The following is a 22,219-nucleotide window of genomic DNA, read 5'->3' on the forward strand; positions in this document are numbered from 1 at the left end:
GCGATGACGCGGCGCGTAGGCGCGCGGTGGCGATTTCACTGACTGTTCAAGGCGAGACGGCGGGTAGCCCCCCGGGGCAGGACGCATGAGTTCCGGGTTAGGCTCGGGTCACGACCATGGTGGATGTCTTCTGGAGGGGCACATGACTCGGTGGATGAAGGCCGTAGCGGTGGTGGCACTGGGCGCGGTGGGCTGTACGCAGGAGCAGAAGCCGGCGGTGGCCAGACGCGCGGAGCTCAAGGCGGTGAGCGGCTCCACGATGGAGATCGTCCCGGCGCCGGGGCAGTACCCCTACTGCATGCTCTTCACGGTGTCGGAGAAGGGCATCATCCGGCAGCTGACGATGACGCGGGAGAACCGGTCCATCAAATGCGAGGCCGGCAAGCGCATCTACAACTCGAGCTTCCGGGTGCCGGTGGAGGAGGGAAAGGTCAAGGCGTACATCCTCTTCTCGGACCAGCGCATCCAGGCGGGTTCGGTGGCGCAGCAGCTGTATGACCTGAGGGACAAGCCGCGGTTGACGGCGATGGACTTCCGGCTGCCGGGCTCGGTGTCGGTGGAGATGCTGGAGTTCACGCCGAAGCCGGGAGGCGAGCCGGTGACGGGAGCGGTGGTGGGCACCACGGACATCGAGGGAGCCGCCGAAGGCAGCCAGACCGAGGAGGCCGATGTGGAGGATCCGGGGCAGGACGTGGCACCGCCGAAGATGACGCCGCCGCCGAATGGTGGAGGCAGCGGCACGGCGACGGCCACGGACGCCGTGAAGTAACGCCGTCCACCCCTCAGCAGTTCCAATCGCCCCACTCGCCCCAACATCCCCTCTCCCTTCGGGAGAGGGACGGGGTGAGGGTATCCGGGCCCGTCCTCCCCGCTGTGACAAGGAGAGGGCCCGGAGCCTGACTAGAACGACTCGCGGAGCATCGCGAGCAGGTCCTGCTGGGTGCACGGGCGCGGGTTGGCGCGGTGCGAGGCATCCACGAAGGCCTTCTCGGAGATGCGGACCAGGTCCTGCTCCTTCACGCCCGCGTCACGCAAGCGCGAGGGAATGCCAATCACGGCGTTCAACTTGCGCACGCGCTCGATGGCATTGCCCGCGAGCACCTCTTCCCGAGCATTCGAGGTATCCCCCATGGCGAGCGCCACGCGAGCCAGGCGCGCGGTGCTGACGGGGCGGTTGAACTCCATCACCACGGGCAGGACGATGGCGTTGGCCAGGCCATGGTGCACGCCGGAGATGGGCGTGAGGGCATGCGCCAGCGCGTGGCAGGCCCCGAGCCCCTTCTGGAAGGCCATGGCGCCCTCCATGGCGGCCACCATCATGTCGGTGCGGGCTGTGAGATCACGCCCGTCCTCGAACGCCCTGGGCAGCGAGCGGGCCACGCGGGAGATGCCGTCGATGGCCACCGCGTCCGCGAGCGGGTGGAAGCCGTTGGACAGGTAGGCCTCCAGGCAGTGGGTGAAGGCATCCATGCCCGTGGCCGCGGTGGGCCCGGGAGGCAGGCCGAGCGTCAGCTCGGGATCGCAGATGGCCGCCTTGGGCATGAGGAACGGGCTGAAGATGACCGTCTTGCGCCCGGTGTCCGAGAGCGTCGCCACGCCCGAGCGGCTCACCTCCGAGCCCGTGCCCGCGGTGGTCGGGATGGCGATCAGCGGCGGCATGTTGTCGCGCACGTACTGGTCCCCGCCCGTGGCGTCGTCATAACGCGACAAGGGCGGCTCGTGCGTGGTGAGCACCTGCACCAGCTTCGCCGCGTCCAGCGGACTGCCACCGCCAATCGCGATGATGCCGTCGCACTTGTTGGCCCGGTAGGCCTCCAGGCCCGCGAAGGCATCCCGCTCGGTGGGGTCGGGCTTCACCTCCTCGAAGGTGGCGAAGCCGACCCCGGCCTCCGTGAGGACACCGTACAGGCGCTGAGCCAGTCCGGCCTTCACCACGCCCGCGTCGGTCACCACCAGGGGGCGCTTCATGTTCAGCCGCGCCACCTGTGCGGGAAGCCGCTGCAGGGCTCCGGCCCCGAGGACGATCTTCGTGGGCCAGGACAGCTCGGTGATGCGCGGCTCGCTCGGCATGTCGAACGGTTTCATCGATATCTCCTAGATCAGCTCCATGTAGCGCTCGAGCTCCCAGTTCGTGACGGCGCGCTCGTACCGCCGCGCTTCCCAGTCACGCGTGCGCACGTAGTGGTCCACGAACTCCTCGCCGAGGATCTGCCGGGCCCGCTTCGATTCCTTCAGGAGCGTCACGGCCTCGCGGAGCGAGCGCGGCAGCACCGGCGCCTCGGCCGAGTACCCGTTGCCCGCGCACGGCTCGGGGGGCTCCACCTCGTTCTCGATGCCCCACAGGCCCGCCGCGAGGCTCGCCGCCATGCCGATGTACGCGTTCATGTCCGCGGCCGTCTGGCGGTACTCGATGCGCATGGACTTGGGGCTGTCGCCGATGACGCGCACCGCGGTGGTGCGGTTCTCCTTGCCCCAGGTGGCCGACACGGGCGCCCACGTGTTCTCCACGCTGCGCTTGTACGTGTTCACCGTGGGCCAGTAGAGCGCGGTGAACTCGGGCATCAGCTCCAGCAGGCCGCCGATGTAGTGCCGCATCGTCGTGCTCATGCCGTCGCGGGCATCGGGGTCGTGGAAGGTGTTCTCGTGCGTCTTCAGCGACCACAGCGACTGGTGGATGTGGCCCGAGCACCCCGGCAGCTTCTCGTTCACCTTCGCCATGAAGCAGGCGGTGAGCCCGTGGCGCGAGCAGATCTCCTTCACCACCGTCTTGAAGAGCGCCGCCTTGTCCGCGGCCTTCTCCAGGTCGTCGTAACGGATGGCGGCCTCGAAGACGCCCGGGCCCGTCTCCGTGTGGAAGCCCTCCAGCTCCAGCCCGAAGTCCCGGCACCCGTCCATGATGGCGTGCACCAGCGGCGCGTTCATCGAGGTGCGCAGCCACGAGTAGCCGAACATGCCCGGCGTCAGCGGCGTCAGATGCTCGTAGCCCTTCTCCTTCAGCGACTGTGGCGTCTCCTTGAAGATGAAGAACTCGTACTCGGCGCCGAACTTCGGCTGGAAGCCCATCTCCCGGGCGCGCGCGCTGATCTTCTGCAGGAGCTGACGCGGACTGGGCTCGAAGGGCGAGCCGTCCGGGTTGACGAAGTCGAGGAGGAAGGCGGCGGTGTCCGGCTCCCAGGGGATGATGCGGCCGGTGGACATGTCCACCCGGGCCTGCCCGTCCGGGTAGCCCGTGTGCCAGCCCGTCACGCGCGTGTTGTCGAGCAGCTCGTCGGTGATGTCCCAGCCGAACACCACGTCACAGAAGCCGAGCCCGCCCTTGCACGCGGAGAGGAACTTCTCCACGGACACGTACTTGCCGCGCCAGACGCCGTCCACGTCCACTCCGCCGATCTTCACCTGGCGGACGCCGTTGTCCTCGAGCCACTTGTGCAGCACGTCGATGTCGGACGGCTCGCGCAGGGGCCTGACATTGCCGCGATCCTTGTCCTTGGAGCGCGCGCGCCTGCCCGCTGGCTGCGGCAGGGTGATGACCTTCGCCTTGGAACGGTTCGCCATTGGCCTCTTCCCTCTCCTTCGCCCGACGCCCATGACCGCGCCCGGCCTTTCCTCAAATCTCCGAAGGCAGCTTCGTCCACACCGCCTTCGTCTGGAGGTAACCCTCCAGGGCGTGATGCGACAGGTCCCGGCCCCAACCGGACTCCTTGTAGCCACCGAAGGGCGCGGCATCGTCGAACTCGTTGTAGCAATTGATCCACACCACGCCGCTCTTCACCCGGCGCGCCATGGCGTGCGCCTTGGCCACGTCCCTCGTCCAGATGGAGGCCGCCAGGCCGTATTGTGTGCCGTTGGCGATCTCCAGCGCCTGGGCCTCATCCTTGAAGCGCAGGCAGGCGAGCACCGGGCCGAAGATCTCCTCCTGCGCAATCCGCATGTGCGGCTGCACGTCGCCGAAGATCGTGGGCTTCACGAAGTTGCCCCGGGCCTTGGCGCCCTCGGTGTCGCGCGAGCCGCCGGCCAGTACCTTCGCGCCCTGCTGCTTGCCGCTCTCGATGTAGCCGAGGATGGTCTCCAGCTGCTTCGCGCTCACCTGCGCGCCCATCTCGGTGCTCTCGTCGAGCGGGTTGCCCACCTTCATCCTGCTCGCGCGCTCGGCCAGCCGGGACACGAAGGCGTCATAGGCCTGCTCGTGCACCAGCACGCGGCTGCCCGCGTTGCAGATCTCCCCCTTGTTGCTGAAGATGCCCCAGAAGCACGCCTCCACGGCCTTCTCGAAGTCCGCGTCCGGCAGGATGATCTGCGGGCTCTTGCCGCCCAGCTCCAGCGTCAGCTTCTTGAGGTTGCTCGCCGCCGAGGCCTGCAGCAGCCGCCGCGCCGTGCGGCCCGAGCCGGTGAAGGAGATCTTGTCGATGTCCGGGTGGCGGGCCATGGCCTCGCCGGTGGGGTCGCCGTAGCCCGTCACCACGTTGAGCACGCCGGGAGGAATCCCCGCCTCCAGGGCGAGCTGCCCCAGCCGCATCGCCGTGAGCGGAGTGATTTCGGAGGGCTTGAGCACCACCGTGCACCCGGCCGCCAGCGCGGGGCCGAGCTTCCAGCACGCCAGACAGGTGGGGTAGTTCCACGGCACGATGGCGCCCACCACGCCCACCGGCTCCTTCAGACAGTAGGTGAGGAAGGGCCCGTCCACCGGCAGCACCTCGCCGCGGATCTTGTTGGCCCAGTCGGCGAAGTAGGACAGCGTCGCGGCGCCCGGCCCCACGTCGCCGCGCATGGCCTCGCGCAGCGTCTTGCCGTTCTCCAGGGACTCGAGCAGCGCGAGCGACTCGCGGTTCTGCCACAGCAGCTCGGAGAAGCGGCGGATGATGCGGCCGCGCTCGCTGGCGTTCATCCGCCCCCAGGGGCCGGACTCGAAGGCCCGCCGAGCGGCCTTCACCGCCTTGTCCACATCCGCCGCCGTGGCGGAGGGCACGTCGCAGATCTTCTCACCCGTGGCGGGGTTCACCACGGGAAGGGTTCCTCCCTCCACGGGGTCCACATGCTGGCCATCGATGAGCAGCTTGAGCGCCGGAAGCTGGGGAGAGAGCGAGCGAGCGTCGGTCATGAAGATTCCTCGGGAGCCCGGGCGCGCACCGGTGGCACGTGCGGGCGTCAACAACAGGAAGCGGCAGCCGAAGCTAGGGACCGCCATCCGAGGCGGCAACCCGGCCCACCGAGAGGCGAGATGAAGAACGTTCTTCTTTTGAAAGCTGGTGACGCGGCCCACGCCGTGAAGCTGAGCGTCGGTGATTACGAGCACTGGTTCGTCGAGTCGCTGGGGCGCGGAGGCTGCCGGTTCGACATCCTCCACGTACACCGGGGCGCCCGGTTGCCGGACAGCGCGGAGGGCTACGACGCGGTGATGATGACGGGCTCACCGGCGTCGGTGACGCAGCCGGAGCCGTGGATGGAGCGCTCGGCGGCGTTCATGGTGGACGCGGCGGCCCACGGCATCCCGGTGCTCGGGGTGTGCTTCGGGCACCAGTTGCTCGCGTACGCCCACGGGGCGCGTGTGGTGCGCAACACCCACGGGCGGGAGATTGGCACCGTGGAGGTGGCCCTGAGCGAGGCGGGCCGCGAGGACCCGCTCTTCCACGGCCTGCCCGAGCGCATCACCGTCCAGGCCACCCACGAGGACATCGTCGAGCACCCACCCCAGGGGGCGACGGTGCTGGCGGGCAACGCGAACACGGCCGTGCAGGCCCTGGCCTTCGGGCCGCTCATCCGGGGTGTGCAGTTCCACCCGGAGGTCCACCCGGCGGCCATGCGGGCACTGATTCTCGCCCGCGCGGAGAAGTTGGAGGTCGAAGCAACGAGCCGGGGCCATGCGCCCGGGGAGCGGGTGAACCGGCTGCTGGCGGGGCTCGCTCCCACGCCGGCCGGGCAGCGAATCCTGAGCAATTTCGTGGAGCGGTTCACCTCAGGGCGGGGCTGGGGTAGGTAGACGGTATGGCCTCGCGCTGGGACTACCTCTTCGAGTCGAAGCCCGTCCCCCTCATGGACCACATGCTGGAGGAGGTGGCGAAGCTGCTCGCCAAGGACCTCCAGCAATGGCCGCCGCCCGTCCAGGAGATCGATCTGGATGTGGGAGGCCAGTTCGCGCCGCTCTTCACCGAGCCGCCCCCGCGCCCCGTCCGGGCCGTCTACGACGAGGCGCTCCGGCTGTCGCGCTGGGAGCTGGCCCGGGAGTTGGAGGCGTACGACGACTACATGCGCAACAAGCGCTACCTGGAGCGGGGGCTGGCGCCCACGGACCGGCTGGTGCTGCTGTTTCTCAACCGGTGGATGGTGGACCACATGCTGGGCCTGGGCGAGGCCACGGAGGGGCGCGTCAACCGGCGGCTGATGTTGCAGTGCCTCGACCGCCTGGAAGCTCGCCTGAGGTTGGTTCAGACGCCCTTCTCTTGAGACCCGCCCTCCCCTCTGCGATAAGCCCGCCCATGCTGCAGCCTCACGAGTTGAATCTCCCGGCGGAGCAACGCCGCAAGCGCCTCTACATCCTGGCGGGGTTGTGGCTGACCGTCGTGGCGGTGCTGGTGCTGTTCCACTCGGTGCTGCTGCCCTTCGCGAGCGCCGCGCTGATTGCGTACCTGGTGCACCCGCTGGTGACGCGCATCAGCCACATGCAGGTGCGCGGGCGGAACATCCCCCGCTGGGTGGCCATCCTGCTCATCTACGCCCTGTTCTTCCTGGTGGCGTATCTGTTCTTCATCACGATGGTGCCGCAGCTCTACCGGGAGCTGGCGCGCATCAGCCGGGATGGGGTGGCCTTCCTCAACTCGCTCACGCCCGAGCGCATCCACCTGCTGGCCGACCGCGCCGAGGACTGGCTGCGCGCCAATGGGATTCCGGTGGCCATCGCCACGCCCGAGGACATCCGCAGCGGCGTGCCCACCACGGGCCTGTCGGTGAACCTGGAGAAGACGATCCAGGACACGGCCATGAGCCTGTCGGCCCTGGGGCGCGAGCACCTGGGGGACATCGTCACGGTGTCGCGCAACATCATCACGTCGGTGGTGGCCGGCGTGTTCATGATGTTCTTCATGCTGATGGTGGCGGCGTTCTTCTCCATCGATGCGCAGGCCATCGTGCGCTACTTCACCACGCTGGTGCCGGTGGAGTACGCGAGCGACGCGAACCTGCTGCTCGAGCGGATTGATCGCTCGCTGTCCGGCGTGGTGCGTGGGCAGGTGACCATCTGCATGGTCAACGGCGTGCTGACGGGGATTGGCCTGGTGCTGTTCGGGGTGAAGTTCGCGTTCCTGCTGGCCACGGTGGCCACGGTGTTCAGCCTCATCCCCATCTTCGGGACGATCCTGAGCTCGGTGCCCATCGTGCTGATCGCGCTGGCGGATGGGTTCCAGAAGGGGTTCGCCATCCTGCTGTGGATCATCGGCATCCACGCGCTGGAGGCGTACTTCCTCAACCCGAAGATCATGGGCTCGGCGGCGCGCATCCACCCGGTCATCGTGGCCTTCAGCCTGATTGCCGGAGAGAAGATGTTCGGGCTGGTGGGGGCGCTGTTCGCGGTGCCCGTGGCCTCCATCGTGGTGGCCTGCTTCGACTACGCCCGTCTCAAGGCCCAGCCCCGGCTGGGCGAGGTGCCCGTGCACCTGGAGCCGCCGAAGTAGCCAATATCCCCTCTCCCGACGCGGGTTCCAACCCGTTCACCCCCTCTGGCTCACGGGTTGGAGAACGGACCCATGTACCCTCACCCCGACCCTCTCCCGGAGGGCGAGGGAGGAGTGGGGAACCCGGGTTCCGCTGGTGACGGGAAGTGTTGCGGCGGGCTCAACCCTGGCAGGCGGCCTCGCAGCGCGAGTTCCGGCAGAAGACGTAGCAGCGCCCGCAGTCGAGCCCATCCGCCGGGCAGTTGTTGGTGCACCGCACGTTGCTGCAGTCGGGCCCGTCCTGCACGTGGGTGGGGTTGGTGCCCAGCCCACAGCAGGCGTTCCCCGTGCAATCCGAGTCCTGGTAGCAGATGCGATTGGACAACGGCGCGGGGTTGCCGCCGGAGTCCGGGTCGATCGGCTCGCACCCGGTGGCCAATCCGAGCACCGCCCCCAGCACGAGGGCGGACAGAGACACAGAACGGGTGCGGCGCATCGAGCGACTCCCTCCCGGGGACTACCGGTTCATCGAGCCAAGGAACTCCGTGTTCGACGCGGTCGAACGCATGTGCTTGAGCACGAACTCCATCGCGTCGATCGGCGTGAACGGGTGCAGCACCTGACGGAGCGCCGTGATCCGGATGAGGTCCGCGGCGGGCAGCAGCAGCTCTTCCTTGCGCGTACCGGACTTGTTGATGTCCAGCGTCGGGAAGATGCGCTTCTCCATCAGCTTGCGGTCCAGGACGATTTCCGAGTTACCGGTGCCCTTGAACTCCTCGAAGATGACCTCGTCCATGCGGCTGCCGGTGTCGATGAGCGCGGTGCCGATGATGGTGAGGCTGCCGCCCTCCTCGATGTTGCGCGCGGCGCCGAAGAAGCGCTTGGGCTTGTGCAGCGCGTTGGCGTCCACACCGCCGGAGAGAATCTTGCCCGAGGCCGGCACCACCGTGTTGTAGGCGCGCGCCAGACGGGTGATGGAGTCCAGGAGGATGCACACGTCGTACTTCTGCTCGACCAGGCGCTTGGCCTTGTCGATGACCATCTCCGCCACCTGCACGTGACGCGTGGCCGGCTCGTCGAAGGTGGAGCTCACCACCTCGCCGCGCACGTTGCGCTCCATGTCCGTCACTTCCTCGGGGCGCTCGTCCACCAGGAGAACAATCAGGTACACGTCCGGGTGGTTCTTCGAGATGGCGTGCGCGATGTTCTGCAGCAGCACCGTCTTACCGGCCTTCGGGGGCGCGACAATCAGGCAGCGCTGGCCCAGGCCGATGGGGCAGAACATGTCGATGATGCGCGTGGTCATCTCCGAGCCCTCGTGCTCCAGCTTGAGCTTGCGGGTCGGATAGAGCGGCGTGAGGTTGTCGAAGAGGATGCGCTCGCGGGCCGCCTCGGACAGCGGATCCGTGAAGTTGACCCGGTCCACCTTCTGCAGCGCGAAGAAGCGCTCGCCCTCGCGCGGCTGGCGGATGGGGCCCGTCACCGTGTCGCCCGGCCGCAGGTTGAAGCGGCGCACCTGCGACGGCGACACGTAGATGTCGTCCGGGCTCGGCTGGTAGTCGCTGTCCGCGCTGCGCAGGAAGCCGAAGCCGTCGCTGAGCAGCTCCATCACGCCCTCGGCGTGCACCTCGAACTTCTTGTCCGCGATGCCCGACAGCAGCGAGAAGATGAGATCCTGCTTCTTCAGGCCCTGGTAGCCCTCGACACCGAAGTCGTGGGCCATCTTCGCCAGGTCGGTGATCTTCATCCGCTTCAGGTCATTGAGCTTGATGACCTGCATGGGAGCGCCGTCGCGCGTCACCTCGGTGACCACGGGCGTCTCGGCCGGCTCGGGAGCCGCGGGCTGCGCGGCGGGCTCCTCGTCGTGCACGGCGTGGGCGCGGACCTCCTGGTACTCCTCGTCTCTGAGGGGGTGGGAGGGCATCGGCGTCAGCACCGGGCGCGGCGTCTCGGCCACGGCGGGAGACTCGGACTCGGTCTCGGTGTCGGTGTCCTCCTCCCGACGGCTCGTCGCCCGGCGGCGCGCCGGCTTGTCGGTGTCGTCCCGGTCCGCGGTCTTCGCCCGCGTCGTGCGACGCTTGGGCTTGTCCTCGACTTCGACGGGAACCAGGAGCTTCTCTTTGGGGGAACGGGCTTTGGCCATGATGTGGGGGGATTGCTGCTTGGCTGGGGCGCCCTGGGGTACGCGGTAGGCGAAACACCCTCAGAGCGGCACTCGGGCTCCCTTCTTGCCGGGACCTCGCGAGTGGTGGAACCTTGCGCTGGGAAGAGATGGGGCTTGGAGGTGGGACAACAACCCTCATGAGCCGCTGCAAGAGGTTATTGACCACCTCCGGAGCTGTCAAGGCATCCTCGCTTCCTGCCCAGTCAGGCAGCCGACGCCCCGAATTTTTTCAGTCCAGCCGCCGAGCCTTCATCCTTGAACTCCTCGAAGACCGCCGACGCCGCCCGAATCGAGCAACTCCGCCGCGAGCTCGCCCACCACAACCACCGCTACTACGTGCTGGACTCGCCGGAGATCAGCGACGCGGAATACGACCGGCTCATCCGCGAGCTGCAGGAGCTGGAGGCCCGGCACCCGGACCTCATCACGGTGGACTCGCCGACCCAGCGGGTGGGCGGAGCGCCCGCCGAGAAGTTCGAGAAGGTGGTCCACCGCGCTCCGATGCTCTCGTTGGCCAACGTCTTCGGCGACGAAGAGCTTTCCGATTTCGACGAGCGGATCCGCCGTCAGACGGGCCTTTCGCAGGTCGCCTACGTCTGCGAGCCCAAGCTCGATGGCCTGGCCATCACCCTGCTCTACGAGCAGGGCCGCTTCGTCCGGGGCGCCACGCGCGGTGACGGCACCGAGGGCGAGGACGTGAGCGCCAACCTGCGCACCATCCGCGGCCTGCCCATGGAGCTGCTGCCCCAGGACGGGGTGAAGGTGCCCGGCTCGCTCGAGGTGCGCGGCGAGGTCTTCATCTCCAAGAAGGACTTCAAGAAGCTCAACGACGCGCGCGAGCAGGAGGGCGAGCCGCTCTTCGCCAACCCGCGCAACGCCGCCGCCGGCAGCCTGCGCCAGTTGGACCCGCGCATCACCGCCTCGCGCCCGCTCTCCGTCTACCTGTACGAGTGCGTGCCCGGCGAGGGCGTGCCGGCCTTCCGCTCGCACGCGGAGAAGCTTGAGTACCTCAAGTCGCTCGGGCTGCCGGTGAACCGGTACGTGCGCGTGCCGGGGGTGGACGGGGTGCGCGAGCAGTACCGCGCCTCCGTCGACGGCCGCCATGCCCTGCCCTTCGAGGTGGACGGCATGGTGGTGAAGGTGGACGAGGAGGACCTGCGCCAGCGGCTGGGACAGATTTCGAAGAGCCCGCGCTGGGCGGTGGCCTACAAGTTCCCGCCCGAGGAGGAGGCGACCCTGGTGGAGGACATCCAGGTGTACGTGGGCCGCACGGGCGCGCTCACGCCGGTGGCGCACCTCAAGCCGGTGAAGGTGGGCGGCGTCACCGTGAGCCGCGCCACCCTGCACAACGAGGACGAGCTGCGCCGCAAGGACGTGCGCAAGGGCGACACCGTCTTCATCCGCCGCGCCGGGGACGTCATCCCCGAAATCGTGAAGGTGGTGGAGTCCAAGCGGCCCGAGGGCGCCCAGCCCTTCGTCTTCCCCACCGAGTGCCCCGTCTGCCACGCGGCGGCCGTCCGGGATGACGAGGGCACCATCATCCGCTGCACGGGCGCCACCTGCCCCGCGCAGCTGGTGGAGAAGGTGCGCCACTTCGCCTCGCGCACGGCCATGGACGTGGACGGCCTGGGCGAGAAGCTGGCCGCGCAGCTGGTGGAGACGGGGCTGGTGAAGAGCTTCGCGGACCTCTACCACCTCACCAGGGGCCGGCTGCTCGAGCTGGAGCGCATGGGCGAGAAGAGCGCGGACAACCTGCTGTCCAACATCGAGCGCTCCAAGCAGACGACGCAGCCGCGCTTCCTCTACGCGCTCGGCATCCGCCACGTGGGCGAGGCCACCGCCAAGACGCTCGCCGAGGCCTTCCCGGACGTGCGCCAGCTCTTCGACGCCAGCCTGGAGGACATCACCCGCGTCAAGGACGTGGGCCCCACCATGGCCCAGGTCATCCACTCCTTCTTCCGCGAGCCGCGGAACCGCGAGGCCATCGAGGCCCTGCTGGCCGCGGGCGTCACGCCGGCCGCGCCCCGGGTGGTCAAGGGCGGCGTCTTCGCCGGCAAGACGGTGGTCCTCACCGGCGGCATGAGCGGGATGAGCCGCGACCAGGCCAAGGAGGAAATCGAACGCCGGGGGGGCAAGGTGTCGGGAAGTGTCTCGCGCAAGACTGACATGGTGGTGGCGGGCGAGGACGCCGGTAGCAAGCTGAAGAAGGCCCAGGAACTCGGGGTAAGAATCCTGGACGAGCAGGCGTTCCTCCAGCTTTTGCAGTCCGACGCCAGAGGGTAGAAGGGCGGGCACCATGGACAGGCGGCGAGCAAGCCTCCGGATTCGAGGCAAGGTGCAAGGGGTGTTCTACAGGGAGAGCGCCCGCACCGAGGCGTTGCGTCTCGGCCTGACGGGATGGGTACGCAACCTCTCCGACGGGTCCGTGGAGGCCATCGTGGAGGGAGCACCGGAGGTCATCGAGTCGTTCGTCACCTGGTGCCATCGTGGCCCCACGCAGGCCCGGGTGACGGATGTGGAGCGCGCCGATTCCGAGGCGCGTGGGGAGTTCAGCACCTTCACCGTGGAGCGTAGCTCATGACTCCCTATGCGCTGGCTTCTCTGCCGGCCATGCTGGGTATCAAGTCCGGCAGCAAGGTTTCCGTCATCAACCCCCCGCGGGGGTTCGTCCAGCGGCTCAACCCGCTGCCCGAGGGGGTGGAGTTCCTCATCACCGCCCAGACGGGCCTGGACGTCATCCTCTTCTTCACCCAGGACGCGCACGAGCTCGTCCAGCGCCTGCCGGCCCTCTCGCGCGCCATGGCGCTCACCGGGGGCATCTGGGTGTGCTGGCCCAGCGGCGAGGGGATTAAAACGTCCCTCTCCGAGGACTTCATCCGCCAGGCCGCGTTGGACATCGGCATGGTGGACAACAAGATCTGCATCATCGACAGCACCTGGACGGGCCTGCGCCTGGTGCGCCGCCCCCGGGGAAGGCTGGACAAGCCGGAGAACCGGAAGAAGGCGCCCACCGCCCAGGCCTAGGGGCGGCCGGGCGAGCTGCTGGAAGGCGGACATTTTCCATGTCTCGCCTTTACAGGTCGTATCAGGCGTGAAAACCTTTTGGCGTTTTCGGGCCTTGGGACGTTCCACCAGGGGTGGGGCGTTCGGGGTCCAAGTGGATTTTTGATTTTTGAGACGGGTGCGTTCCCAGGACACCAGGGGGCGCCGCTGCACCGGGTCTCTATCGCCCCCCCAAGGCGCCCGCGGATGGGCACCGACCGGGTGTGGAAGGAAGAGGACGGGCGGTAGGCGTGCCAGGGGACTCCGGAACGCTCGATTGGAAGTGAGTCCCCGCCCGGCAGGGTGCCGGTAGCCGCGGGGCCAACATGAACTCGGAGGAGCAGGCCCTGGTCCCCTCAACCCTCACCCGCTCGGAGACAGCCGGAGGAGCCCCCGCACAGGGGCCGTCCAGCGTCCGCGCGCGCCGAGGGCCTGGGGCCGCCTCTCCCCTCGCAGCGCGCTCGGAAGCGGGAGACGCCGTCGCCTCCCGTCCGCCGGAGCTCACGCATCCGCGCGCGCGCCCAGGATTCATCAATGAGCAGCATCCTCGTCATCAACGCGGCGGGCCGGGAGACCCGTGTGGCCCTCGTCGAGACCGGGCACATCGCGGAGTTCTACCTCGAGCGTAAGAAGGACAAGGGAATCGTCGGAAACATCTACAAGGGCCGCGTCGTCCGGGTGCTCCCGGGCATGCAGGCGGCCTTCGTGGATATCGGCCTGGAGAAGGCCGCGTTCCTGTACGTCAGCGACGTCGTCTACGACCCGGACTTCGCGCGCGCCCAGTTCGAGCTGACCGAGGGCGAGCACGACGACGCCCCGGAAGTGCCCGAGGAGTCCGAGGCCATGGCCGCCGAGGCCGCCCATGATGAGTCGGGCGCCGAGGTGGACGCCGAGGTGCACGAGCACGCCGCTCCCGGTGGCGAGGCGCCCCCCGCCGTCGAGGAGCCCGAGCACCACGCCGAGGAGCACCGCGCCGAGGAGCCCGCCCCCGTGGCCGCTCCCGCCGAGCCGGTGGCCGCGGCGGCTCCATCCGAGCCGGTGGCCGCCGCCGAGCCCGTGGCCGTGGCCGCCCCCGCCGAGCCGGTGAACGTCTCGCAGGCCTCGATGGCGCCGGTGGAGTCCTCGCCCGTGAGCGTGGAGGCCCAGGTGGCTCCGGCCGCGGAGGCCGTCGCGGCGATGCCCGCCACCGAGGGCTCCGTGGCCCTGGCGCTGGCTCCCGAGCCGTCCACCGTCCCCGGTGAGCAGGCCGCCGTGGCCCCCGCCGCCCCGGCCGAGGCCCCCGCGCAGCGTCCCGAGACGGCCGCCGGTGAGCGCCGGGCTCCGCGTGAGAACCGCGAGGCCGCTCGCGAGGCCCGTGAGGCCCGCCGCGAGCAGAAGGACCGCGAGCGCGAGAAGGACAAGGCCCGCAAGCAGCGCGAGGAGCAGCAGCGCAAGCGCGAGGAGGAGAAGTCCAAGCCTCGCAAGACGGCCAAGATCGAGGAGCTGCTGAAGGTGGGCCAGGAGGTCGTGGTCCAGATCTCCAAGGATCCCATCGGCACCAAGGGCGCGCGCCTCACCTCGCACATCTCCATCCCGGGCCGCCACCTGGTGTTCATGCCCACGGTGGACCACGTGGGCATCAGCCGCCGCATCTCCAACGAGAAGGAGCGCAAGCGCCTGCGGGAGATTGTCGACCGGCTGCGTCCGCCCGGGACGGGCTTCATCGTGCGCACGGTGGCCGAGAACGTGCCGCAGGAGAAGCTCGAGACCGACATCCGCTTCCTCATCGAGGTGTGGAACCAGGTGGTGCGCCGCAACGAGAAGCGCGGTGGCCCCGGCCTGCTGCACCCCGACCTGGACCTCATCCTGCGCGCCACGCGCGACCTCTTCGCCCACGATGTGGAGAAGCTGGTGGTCGATGACCGCGAGGAGTACGAGCGCATCCTCGGCTTCGTGAACGCGCAGGACCCGGCGCTCAAGGACCGGGTGGTGCTCCACGAGTCGGACGAGCCCATCTTCGACGCGTACGGGATTGAACACGAGCTGCAGCGCGCCACCCAGCGCAAGGTGTGGCTCAAGAGCGGCGGCTACCTGATCATCGACCAGGCCGAGGCGCTCACCGCCATCGACGTCAACTCGGGCCGCTACGTCGGCAAGAAGAGCCTCGAGGAGACGATCACCAAGATCAACGTCGAGGCGGCCAAGGAGATCGTCTACCAGCTGCGGCTGCGCAACATCGGCGGCATCATCATCTGCGACTTCATCGACATGGAGAAGCCGCAGAACCGGGACAAGGTCTTCAAGTCGCTGCAGGAGGCGCTGGGCCGGGACAAGGCCAAGACGAACGTGCTGCGCATCTCCGAGCTGGGCCTGGTGGAGATGACGCGCAAGCGCGTGCGCGAGTCCATCGGCCGCGTGCTGCACGAGGATTGCCCGTACTGCGACGGCAAGGGCTTCGTGAAGACGGCGACCACGGTGGCCTACGAGATCTTCGGGGAGATCCGCCGCGAGGCGCCGGGCTACAAGGACCCGACGCTGGTCATCAACTGCAACGCCGAGGTGGCGCGGCTGCTCCAGGGCGAGGAGCGGCAGGAGCTGCGGCACCTGATGGACCGCTACAACAAGTCCATCCAGGTGAAGGCGCAGCAGAACTACCACCGCGAGCAGTACGACATCTACGGCCGCAGCGCGCAGGGCGGGGACCACAAGGTGGCCTCGTCGCCGGGCTCGGGTGACGGCGAGCTGTCCATGCAGCGGCGGCCCGAGAGCGGCGGTGGCGAGCGGAGCCTGCGCGAGGGTGGCCGTGACCGCGATCGTGACCGGGGTGGTGGCCGTGACCGGGGTGAGCGCGGCGAGCGCGGTGACCGGGGTGGTGGTGGTGGTGGCCGTGACCGCAACGAGCGGGGCGAGCGTGGCGACCGTGGAGAGCGCGGGGAGCGGAGTGGTGGTGGCCGTGACCGCGACCGTGACCGGGGAGACCGGGGCGGTGGTGGCCGCGACCGGGACCGGGACCGCAACCGGGGCGAGCAGCAGCGCCGACCCGAGCAGCGTGAAGGACGTGGCCAGCAGCAGGGACAGGCAGGCGAGCAGCCGAACGCGGGTGGCACGCCTCCGAAGCCGCCGAGCGGCAATGGCGGCAACGAGTCCGGCGGCAACACCTGAGCCCAACCTCCCCTCTCCCCTCGGGAGAGGGACGGGGTGAGGGTGCCGGGCCCACCGTGGAGCACCACCGTGGGCCCCGAGCCCCCTCCCCCTGGCCGAGCCGCCCTGGCATTGGCTAGCCTTCGCCTCCCCCGGATGCGGCCCTTCACCCCTCTCTTCCTCAAGCGACTGCGCACCAACGCGCTGCAGTGGGCCCGGCGCACCTGGGCTCCGCTGGAGCGAACGCGCATGGGCCGCTTCGCCACGGACACGTTCGTGGCGGTGCGCGGCCTCGCCCGAGGCTTCCAGGGCGAGAACATCCGCCTGCGGGCCGCGGCGCTCACCTACATCAGCGTCTTCTCCCTGGTGCCGCTGCTGACGGTGGTGGTGGCCCTGCTGGGCGCCTACCACCAACAGGCGGTCCAGCATCGCCTGCGCGAGTTCATCTTCGCGGTGATGGCTCCGGGCGTGCGCGAGGAGTCGGCGGCCTTCCTCGAGGGCTTCCTGGAGCCGGGACACACGACGGCGATTGGAAGCGCGGGCTTCCTCGGACTGCTCTTCTCGGCGGGCTCGCTGCTGCACAACATCGACGTCTCGCTGAACGAAATCTGGGGCGTGAAGAACCACCGCTCGTGGGTGGTGCGCGGGCTCATCTACGCGGGGCTGCTGTTGCTGGGGCCGCTGATGCTGGCCATCTCGCTCACGGGGACGGGCGTGGTCCGCTCCTTCCTGGAGGGCACCCACGCGCCGCTCGTCGTGGACCTCTTCGAGCTGCTGTTCGGCGCCCTGTCTCCGCTCGTCGCGGCGGGTGGGCTCACCCTGCTCTACTACGTGACGCCCAACACCCACCTGCGCCTGCGCTCGGCGCTCTCGGGAGGGCTGGTGGCGGGGGCGGCCTGGAGCGTGGCGCGGCATGTGTACACGGGCGTCGCCGCGTACAGCTTCCGCCACAACCCGCTCTACGCCTCGCTGGGCGCCCTGCCCATGTTCCTCGCGTGGCTGTACGTGGACTGGCTCCTCTTCCTCATCGGCGCCCGCCTCTCCTACGCGGTGGAGCACGCCACGTTCCGGGACTCGCTGTGGGCCTTCGGGGCCCACCCGCGCGCCCGGGAGCTGGTGGCGGCCCGGGTGGCCCAGGAGGCCACGCTCGTCTGGTTCGACGGAGGAACGCCCCCGCTCCCCCGCGACCTGGCCCTGCGCCTCCGGGTCGCCGAGGCGCTCGTCGACGAGGTGGTGGACCACCTGGAGGAGGCGGGTCTGCTCGAGCGCCACCGCAATGGAGGCCTCCTGCCAGCCCGTGCTCCGGCCGAGCTGACCCTGGCCGACCTGACGCTCGCCGTCCACGGTGTCTACAACCCTGTCGAGCCGGGAACCCACACCACCCCACGCGCCGCCGGTTTCGAGGTCCTGAACGCCTTCTTCCGGGAGTCGGACCGGGCGGGACTCGACGTGCTGCGTCGGACGCGGTGGGTGGACCTCGCCATCCTGGTGCGCCCGGGGCTCGCTGAAGCCCAGCAGGCGGCCACGGCGGCGACCCCGTCCCTGGCACCGTCTCCGAGCGAGACGACGGCCGGAAGCGGAAATCCGTAACGTTTCTAGGAGGTTGGCGGACCTCGCGCCTTGCGCGCCCCACCGGTTCTGTTATCGTTTCGGAATTCGACCACGGGCCAAGCGCCCTGTTTCCGAGGGGTTACGCGGTTTGCGGGAGCGTGCGATGCTGAAGTCCGATCTGATCAACGTCCTCGTCGGCAAGAAGGGGATGACGCAGAAACAGGCCGAGGCCACAGTCGAGACGATCTTCGAGTCCATGAAGGAGGCGCTCTGCCGCGGGGAGAACATCGAGATCCGCGGGCTGGGCGCCTTCCATGTGAAGAACTACCAGGGCTATCAGGGCCGCAATCCGAAGACGGGGCAGATCATCCCGGTGAAGCCCAAGCGGGGCCTGTTGTTCCGCACGGGCAAGGAGCTGCGCGACCGGGTCAACCGGCCGGCCCCCCAGACGCCGCAGTCGGACATCTCGTTCGACCCCAAGAGCGGCAGCGGCACCTACTAACCTCCGCTCACCGCCCCAGGGCCACGGGCGACAGCCGCCCCAGTGGGCGAATCTGCAGGTTCATGTCCAGCTCGCCATAGGTGAGCACCGCGACGTCCGGAAAGGCGCCCTCGCACAGCTTGCGCAGGGTGCGCCGGACGTCGGGAGCCGTGAGCAGCACCGTCTGCCCACCTGAGGCGATGTGCTTCACCCCCTCGAGAATCTCCGCCACCCGCTCGGGCGAGGGCGCTGGCCCGCGGGGCCCACCGGAGCGCAGCGTCTCCTCGATCTCCGGATCCACCAGGTAGGCGAAGAGCGGCCCGGACGGGGCGAACTTGTGGCTGAGGTAGCGGGACAGTGCCTGACGGCAGCGCTCGGCCAGGGCCGTGGCATCACCCTCGGTCGTGGGAGCCACCAGCGCCTCGAGGATGGCGCGCATGTTCCGGATGCTCACCTGCTCCTCCACGAGCTTGCGCAACACCTCGGTGAGCAGCGGCAGCGGGACCTTCTGGAGCGCCTCCTTCACCAACGTGGGGGCCTGGGCCTCGAGCCCATCCAACAGCCCCTGCACCTCCTGGATGCCGAGGAACCCCGCCGACCGTGCGCGAATGATGCTCCGCAGGTGCTCGGCGATGAGCTCCCCGGCGCTCCGAAGCGGCACCTGCGCCAGCTCCAGGCGTGCGCGCGCTTCCGCGGACACGCGGCTGATGGGCTTGCCGGTGGAGGGCTCCAGCGCGGGCTCCGCCTTCAGCTCCAGGAAGGCCAGCTCCTCCGGCTGCGCCAACGCATAGAGCGCTCCGGGCACCACCTGGCCCATCGCCGCGGGCACCTCGTCGACCAGGATGCGGTAGCTCCCCGCGGGCAGATACGCGGCCTCGGTCCGCACCCGGATGCCCGGCACGCGCACGCCCAGCTCGTAGAAGAGCTCGTCCCGTATCCGGTTGAGCACCTGGTGCACGAACGCGCCCCCATTCTCCTGGGCCAGCGGGGTGAGGTCCGGCGCGAGGTCCACCGTCAGCGGAGCCACGCCCACCGGGGCCACCGTGCTCTCGGGAGGCGCTCCCGGCCCGCCCTGAGCCGCTTCCCCAGCTTCGGCTCCGCCCTCGGCCCGAGCCACGGCGGCGCCCTCCTCCGCCACGCTGGCCTTCATCCGCGCGACGGCATGCGCCAGCACGCCCAGGACCACGGCCAGCCCGAAGAACGTCAGGTGCGGCATCCCCGGCATCGCGGCGAGGGCCACGCAGAGCCCCGCCACCACCCAGAGCGCCCGGGCCTCTCCGAAGAGCTGCGAGCCAATCTCCGCACCGAGCGAGTCGTCCTCCTTCTCCGAGGCCACGCGCGTGACGACGAGGCCCGCCGCCACCGCGATGCACAGGGAGGGAATCTGTGACACCAGCCCGTCGCCGATGGCGATGAGCGCATAGGTAGAGGCCGCTTCGGCCATCGACATTCCGTTCTGCAGGACGCCGATGCAGATGCCACCCAGGAGGTTCACCGCGACGATGACCAGGCCAGCGATGACATCGCCCTTCACGAACTTCATCGCGCCATCCATGGCGCCGAACATCTGCGACTCGCGCTCCAGGTTCCGGCGCCGGCGGCGCGCCTGTGCCTGATCAATGGCCCCCGCGCGCAGGTCCGCGTCGATGGACATCTGCTTGCCCGGCATCGCGTCCAGGGTGAAGCGCGCGGAGACCTCGGCCACGCGCTCGGCGCCCTTGGCCACCACCAGGAACTGTACCAGCGTGAGAATCGCGAAGATGACCGCGCCCACGACGTAGTCCCCCCGCACCACGAACTCGCCGAACGCCTGGATGACCTCGCCCGCATGCCCCTCCGCAAGCGCCAGCCGCGTGGACGACACGTTGAGCGCGAGCCGGAAGAGCGTGGTGAACAGCAGCAGCGTCGGGAAGGACGTCACCTTCAGCGCGTCCCGGGCGTAGAGCGCCGCCACCAACAGCGCCACCGCCGCCGCCAGATTGATGGCCAGCCCCAGGTCCAGCAGCCAGGGCGGCAGCGGGATGATGAGGGCACCGAGCACCGCGGCCATCGCCACCGCGAGCACCACATCCGAGGACTTGCGCGCCCTCACGAGAATCTTCATCAGTTGGTTCATGACGTCTGCCTCCGTGGATGGTCGTCCACGTCCTGCGACTCCTGCGCTACCCGGAGGACCGCCGCGGCGGCCTGGTACAGTTCCTCGGGGATCTCCTCCCCGACGTCGTAGTGGATGAGGCTGCGGGCCAGCGGCACGTCCCGGACCACCGGAACTCCGAGCCGCTCGGCCTCACGCCGCAGGGAGAGCGCGTCCGCCTCCCGCCCCTTGGCGACGAGGTAGGGCGCCTCACACTCTTCCGTGGCATAGCGGAGCGCGATCGCGATGTGCGTGGGGTTGACGACCACGACACTCGCCTTCTGCACTCCACGTGCCGGACCTCCCGCCGCCAATTGCCGGTGCAACGCCTTGCGCTGGCCCTTGTGGTGCGGGTCGCCCTCGCTCTCCTTGTGCTCCCGCTTCACTTCCTCGCGCGTCATCATCAGGTCCTTCACGTGTTTGCGGCGTGCGAGCGCGTAGTCCCCCACGCCCAGCACCACGAGCACGCACGCGAGCCGGACGGTGAGCGGCCCGAGCCGGCCCAGGATGTGCTCCAACCCCAACGTCCCCTCCAGCCAGGCCGTGCGCAGCACGTCCGGTCCGGCCTCCACGGCCGCGCTCCAGACGAGCCACGCCACCACCGCGGCCACGAGCAGCGCCTTGCCCAGCTCGATGAGCGGTCTCAGGCTGAAGAGCTTCTTCAAGCCCTCCGCCGGGTTGATGCGCTCGAGCTTGGGCATCGCGTGCTCCGCGTTCAGCTCGAAGCCCACCGTGGCCACGGACACCGCGAGCGACGCCAGCAGTGCGCCACCGAGCGCGGGCCCCACCAGGAGCGCCATCAATCCCACGGCTTCCGTCAATGCACCCGTGGACTCCTGGTGCAGCATCAACCGGGCCGTCCACTCCTTCAGCCTCGCGAAACCCGCGGGTGCCGACGCGGTGAGGCCGAGCAGCCCTCCGAGTGTCACCACGCTGGAGGACAGCAGACGGCTGCGCGGAATCTGTCCCTTGCGGCGCGCCTCGCGCAGACGCTTCGCCGAGGGTTGTTCCGTCTTCTCGCTCACCGCGCCACCTCCCCGAGCCGGAACAGCGCCCCGTCCACCGAGAGAAAGCCCGCGAGCAGCCGCTCACAGAGGATGCCCACCGCCAGCCACAGCAAGGCACCTCCCGCGAGGATGCGCAGCGGTGCTCCGAGGTCCTGGAGATTCACCTGGGGCGCGGCGCGCGACACCATCCCCAACAAACAGTCCACCGCCATCACCGCCGCGGCGATGGGCGCGCCCACCGCGAGCCCCGTGGCCATCGCCCCCCCAGCGAGCCCCACCACATGCATCACCGCCGCCTCGGTGGGCACATACGCACCGAGCCTCACCCAGCCAAAGCCACGCACCAGCCCGGAGAGCACGACGGGCATCAGCCCGCCCGTCACCACCAGTCCGACGAGGAGCTGGTAGAGCGCGTCCCCCGTGGCGGATTCGCGCGTCCCGGCTACGGGCAGGCTCGCCTCCGCCGAGGTGCCACGGAACAGGTCGATGAAGCGCCCGCCCATCCGCGCTGCATCGAAGGGCAGCGCCGCCACCAACCCCACGGACGTGCCATAGGTGAGCTCCTTCATCGCCAGAGCCGCCAGCTGCAGCGGTGTCTCCACCGGTTCCGGCAGGGACACGCCCGCGACATGGTGCAGGAAGAGCGCGAGGCTCAGCACCAGGGCGAGCTTCACCGTCGTCGGCGCCGCTTGCCCTCCCAACAGGGGACAGAGGAAGGCCACCGGCAGCAGGCGGGCGGAGCACAGGGCCACCGCCACCATGCTCGGGCCCAGCGGCGCCAATTGTGCGCGAAGCAGCTCGAGGTTCACCCGCCGACCTCCGCGATGACCCTCAAGACCTGATGCGCGAAGAGCGTGAGCTGTCCGGCGATCCACGGCCCTGCCACCACCAGGGCCAGCACCGCCGCGCACAGCTTGGGCACCACCGTGAGAGTGCTCTCCTGCAGCTGCGTCGTGGCCTGGAAGAGACTCATCAGAAACCCCACCACCAGACTGGCTCCAATGGGCGGGAGGGAAGCGAGCACCATCAGCAGCAGCGCCTCGCGGCCCAGTGAGAGCAGGACGTCCTGGCTCATGG

Annotated in this window: 19 protein-coding genes; 10 read left to right on the forward strand and 9 right to left on the reverse strand. The window is 69.2% G+C overall.

What is annotated here, in order from left to right; genetic code table 11:
- Positions 1-142: 142 nt before the first annotated feature.
- Positions 143-769: a hypothetical protein gene (locus VFZ09_RS02310; protein WP_329725793.1), complete on the forward strand. Its 627-nt coding sequence runs from the start codon at positions 143-145 to the stop codon at positions 767-769.
- Positions 770-900: 131 nt separating this feature from the next.
- Here the strand turns inward: VFZ09_RS02310 and VFZ09_RS02315 are convergent, their stop codons facing one another.
- Genes VFZ09_RS02315 through VFZ09_RS02325 form a run of 3 tightly spaced genes read right to left on the reverse strand, consistent with a single transcriptional unit; the run spans position 901 to position 5,098 of the window.
- Positions 901-2,085 carry an iron-containing alcohol dehydrogenase gene (locus VFZ09_RS02315; protein ID WP_329725794.1) on the reverse strand — a complete coding sequence of 395 codons (1,185 nt, stop codon included), beginning with the start codon at positions 2,083-2,085 and terminating at the stop codon, positions 901-903.
- Positions 2,086-2,094: 9 nt separating this feature from the next.
- Positions 2,095-3,555: a glutamine synthetase family protein gene (locus VFZ09_RS02320; protein WP_329725795.1), complete on the reverse strand. Its 1,461-nt coding sequence runs from the start codon at positions 3,553-3,555 to the stop codon at positions 2,095-2,097.
- A gap of 52 nt (positions 3,556-3,607) precedes the next feature.
- Positions 3,608-5,098, reverse strand: coding sequence for an aldehyde dehydrogenase family protein (locus VFZ09_RS02325; protein ID WP_329725796.1), 1,491 nt, complete (start codon positions 5,096-5,098; stop codon positions 3,608-3,610).
- Positions 5,099-5,218: 120 nt separating this feature from the next.
- On the opposite strand from VFZ09_RS02325, the gene VFZ09_RS02330 reads away from it, so the two are divergent.
- Genes VFZ09_RS02330 through VFZ09_RS02340 form a run of 3 tightly spaced genes read left to right on the forward strand, consistent with a single transcriptional unit; the run spans position 5,219 to position 7,664 of the window.
- Positions 5,219-5,977, forward strand: a complete 759-nt coding sequence (locus VFZ09_RS02330) for a glutamine amidotransferase (protein ID WP_329725797.1) — start codon at positions 5,219-5,221, stop codon at positions 5,975-5,977.
- 5 nt (positions 5,978-5,982) lie between these two features.
- On the forward strand, positions 5,983-6,441 hold the full coding sequence (locus VFZ09_RS02335) for a hypothetical protein (protein ID WP_329725798.1): 459 nt from the start codon (positions 5,983-5,985) through the stop codon (positions 6,439-6,441).
- A 32-nt stretch (positions 6,442-6,473) separates the two neighbouring features.
- Positions 6,474-7,664 carry an AI-2E family transporter gene (locus VFZ09_RS02340; protein ID WP_329725799.1) on the forward strand — a complete coding sequence of 397 codons (1,191 nt, stop codon included), beginning with the start codon at positions 6,474-6,476 and terminating at the stop codon, positions 7,662-7,664.
- Between the two features lie 160 nt (positions 7,665-7,824).
- Here the strand turns inward: VFZ09_RS02340 and VFZ09_RS02345 are convergent, their stop codons facing one another.
- Both VFZ09_RS02345 and rho read right to left on the reverse strand, forming a co-directional pair.
- Entirely contained in the window at positions 7,825-8,139 is a 315-nt protein-coding gene (locus VFZ09_RS02345; protein WP_329725800.1) for a hypothetical protein, read from the reverse strand.
- 21 nt (positions 8,140-8,160) lie between these two features.
- Entirely contained in the window at positions 8,161-9,786 is a 1,626-nt protein-coding gene (rho, locus tag VFZ09_RS02350) for a transcription termination factor Rho (protein ID WP_329725801.1), read from the reverse strand.
- A gap of 276 nt (positions 9,787-10,062) precedes the next feature.
- On the opposite strand from rho, the gene ligA reads away from it, so the two are divergent.
- The 6 genes from ligA (at position 10,063) to VFZ09_RS02380 (ending at position 18,022) form a co-directional block, all read left to right on the forward strand.
- Positions 10,063-12,090, forward strand: coding sequence for an NAD-dependent DNA ligase LigA (gene ligA / locus VFZ09_RS02355; RefSeq protein ID WP_329725802.1), 2,028 nt, complete (start codon positions 10,063-10,065; stop codon positions 12,088-12,090).
- A gap of 13 nt (positions 12,091-12,103) precedes the next feature.
- Positions 12,104-12,388 (forward strand): acylphosphatase, encoded by a 285-nt coding sequence (locus VFZ09_RS02360; RefSeq protein ID WP_329725803.1) that lies wholly within the window; start codon positions 12,104-12,106, stop codon positions 12,386-12,388.
- Positions 12,385-12,831, forward strand: a complete 447-nt coding sequence (locus VFZ09_RS02365) for a DUF3052 family protein (protein WP_047859710.1) — start codon at positions 12,385-12,387, stop codon at positions 12,829-12,831. The genes VFZ09_RS02360 and VFZ09_RS02365 overlap by 4 nt, the downstream gene beginning before the upstream one ends.
- A gap of 552 nt (positions 12,832-13,383) precedes the next feature.
- Complete coding sequence (locus tag VFZ09_RS02370; RefSeq protein ID WP_329725804.1) at positions 13,384-15,990, forward strand: Rne/Rng family ribonuclease; 2,607 nt, start codon at positions 13,384-13,386, stop codon at positions 15,988-15,990.
- 111 nt (positions 15,991-16,101) lie between these two features.
- On the forward strand, positions 16,102-17,559 hold the full coding sequence (locus tag VFZ09_RS02375) for a YhjD/YihY/BrkB family envelope integrity protein (protein WP_329725805.1): 1,458 nt from the start codon (positions 16,102-16,104) through the stop codon (positions 17,557-17,559).
- A gap of 124 nt (positions 17,560-17,683) precedes the next feature.
- Positions 17,684-18,022, forward strand: coding sequence for an HU family DNA-binding protein (locus VFZ09_RS02380; protein WP_329725806.1), 339 nt, complete (start codon positions 17,684-17,686; stop codon positions 18,020-18,022).
- A gap of 7 nt (positions 18,023-18,029) precedes the next feature.
- Here VFZ09_RS02380 and sctV read toward each other — a convergent pair whose 3' ends face one another.
- Genes sctV through VFZ09_RS02400 form a run of 4 tightly spaced genes read right to left on the reverse strand, consistent with a single transcriptional unit; the run spans position 18,030 to position 22,217 of the window.
- Positions 18,030-20,117: a type III secretion system export apparatus subunit SctV gene (gene sctV / locus VFZ09_RS02385; protein WP_329725807.1), complete on the reverse strand. Its 2,088-nt coding sequence runs from the start codon at positions 20,115-20,117 to the stop codon at positions 18,030-18,032.
- Positions 20,114-21,160 (reverse strand): EscU/YscU/HrcU family type III secretion system export apparatus switch protein, encoded by a 1,047-nt coding sequence (locus tag VFZ09_RS02390; protein WP_329725808.1) that lies wholly within the window; start codon positions 21,158-21,160, stop codon positions 20,114-20,116. Before VFZ09_RS02390 ends, sctV begins: the two co-directional genes overlap by 4 nt.
- Positions 21,157-21,951 carry a flagellar biosynthetic protein FliR gene (locus tag VFZ09_RS02395; protein ID WP_329725809.1) on the reverse strand — a complete coding sequence of 265 codons (795 nt, stop codon included), beginning with the start codon at positions 21,949-21,951 and terminating at the stop codon, positions 21,157-21,159. Before VFZ09_RS02395 ends, VFZ09_RS02390 begins: the two co-directional genes overlap by 4 nt.
- Complete coding sequence (locus VFZ09_RS02400; protein ID WP_329725810.1) at positions 21,948-22,217, reverse strand: flagellar biosynthetic protein FliQ; 270 nt, start codon at positions 22,215-22,217, stop codon at positions 21,948-21,950. Before VFZ09_RS02400 ends, VFZ09_RS02395 begins: the two co-directional genes overlap by 4 nt.
- Between the last annotated feature and the right edge of the window lie 2 nt (positions 22,218-22,219).

The sequence above is a fragment of the Archangium sp. genome, assembly GCF_036277355.1.
GTDB lineage: Bacteria > Myxococcota > Myxococcia > Myxococcales > Myxococcaceae > Archangium.

Coding starts and splice junctions, on each gene's coding strand:
- sctV (WP_329725807.1), bottom strand. CDS start 20,117: ATGAACCAACTGATGAAGATTCTCGTGAGGGCGCGCAAGTCCTCGGAT.
- VFZ09_RS02315 (WP_329725794.1), bottom strand. CDS start 2,085: ATGAAACCGTTCGACATGCCGAGCGAGCCGCGCATCACCGAGCTGTCC.
- rho (WP_329725801.1), bottom strand. CDS start 9,786: ATGGCCAAAGCCCGTTCCCCCAAAGAGAAGCTCCTGGTTCCCGTCGAA.
- VFZ09_RS02325 (WP_329725796.1), bottom strand. CDS start 5,098: ATGACCGACGCTCGCTCGCTCTCTCCCCAGCTTCCGGCGCTCAAGCTG.
- VFZ09_RS02400 (WP_329725810.1), bottom strand. CDS start 22,217: ATGAGCCAGGACGTCCTGCTCTCACTGGGCCGCGAGGCGCTGCTGCTG.
- VFZ09_RS02365 (WP_047859710.1), top strand. CDS start 12,385: ATGACTCCCTATGCGCTGGCTTCTCTGCCGGCCATGCTGGGTATCAAG.
- VFZ09_RS02345 (WP_329725800.1), bottom strand. CDS start 8,139: ATGCGCCGCACCCGTTCTGTGTCTCTGTCCGCCCTCGTGCTGGGGGCG.
- VFZ09_RS02320 (WP_329725795.1), bottom strand. CDS start 3,555: ATGGCGAACCGTTCCAAGGCGAAGGTCATCACCCTGCCGCAGCCAGCG.
- VFZ09_RS02380 (WP_329725806.1), top strand. CDS start 17,684: ATGCTGAAGTCCGATCTGATCAACGTCCTCGTCGGCAAGAAGGGGATG.
- VFZ09_RS02360 (WP_329725803.1), top strand. CDS start 12,104: ATGGACAGGCGGCGAGCAAGCCTCCGGATTCGAGGCAAGGTGCAAGGG.
- VFZ09_RS02330 (WP_329725797.1), top strand. CDS start 5,219: ATGAAGAACGTTCTTCTTTTGAAAGCTGGTGACGCGGCCCACGCCGTG.
- VFZ09_RS02340 (WP_329725799.1), top strand. CDS start 6,474: ATGCTGCAGCCTCACGAGTTGAATCTCCCGGCGGAGCAACGCCGCAAG.
- VFZ09_RS02335 (WP_329725798.1), top strand. CDS start 5,983: ATGGCCTCGCGCTGGGACTACCTCTTCGAGTCGAAGCCCGTCCCCCTC.
- VFZ09_RS02370 (WP_329725804.1), top strand. CDS start 13,384: ATGAGCAGCATCCTCGTCATCAACGCGGCGGGCCGGGAGACCCGTGTG.
- VFZ09_RS02310 (WP_329725793.1), top strand. CDS start 143: ATGACTCGGTGGATGAAGGCCGTAGCGGTGGTGGCACTGGGCGCGGTG.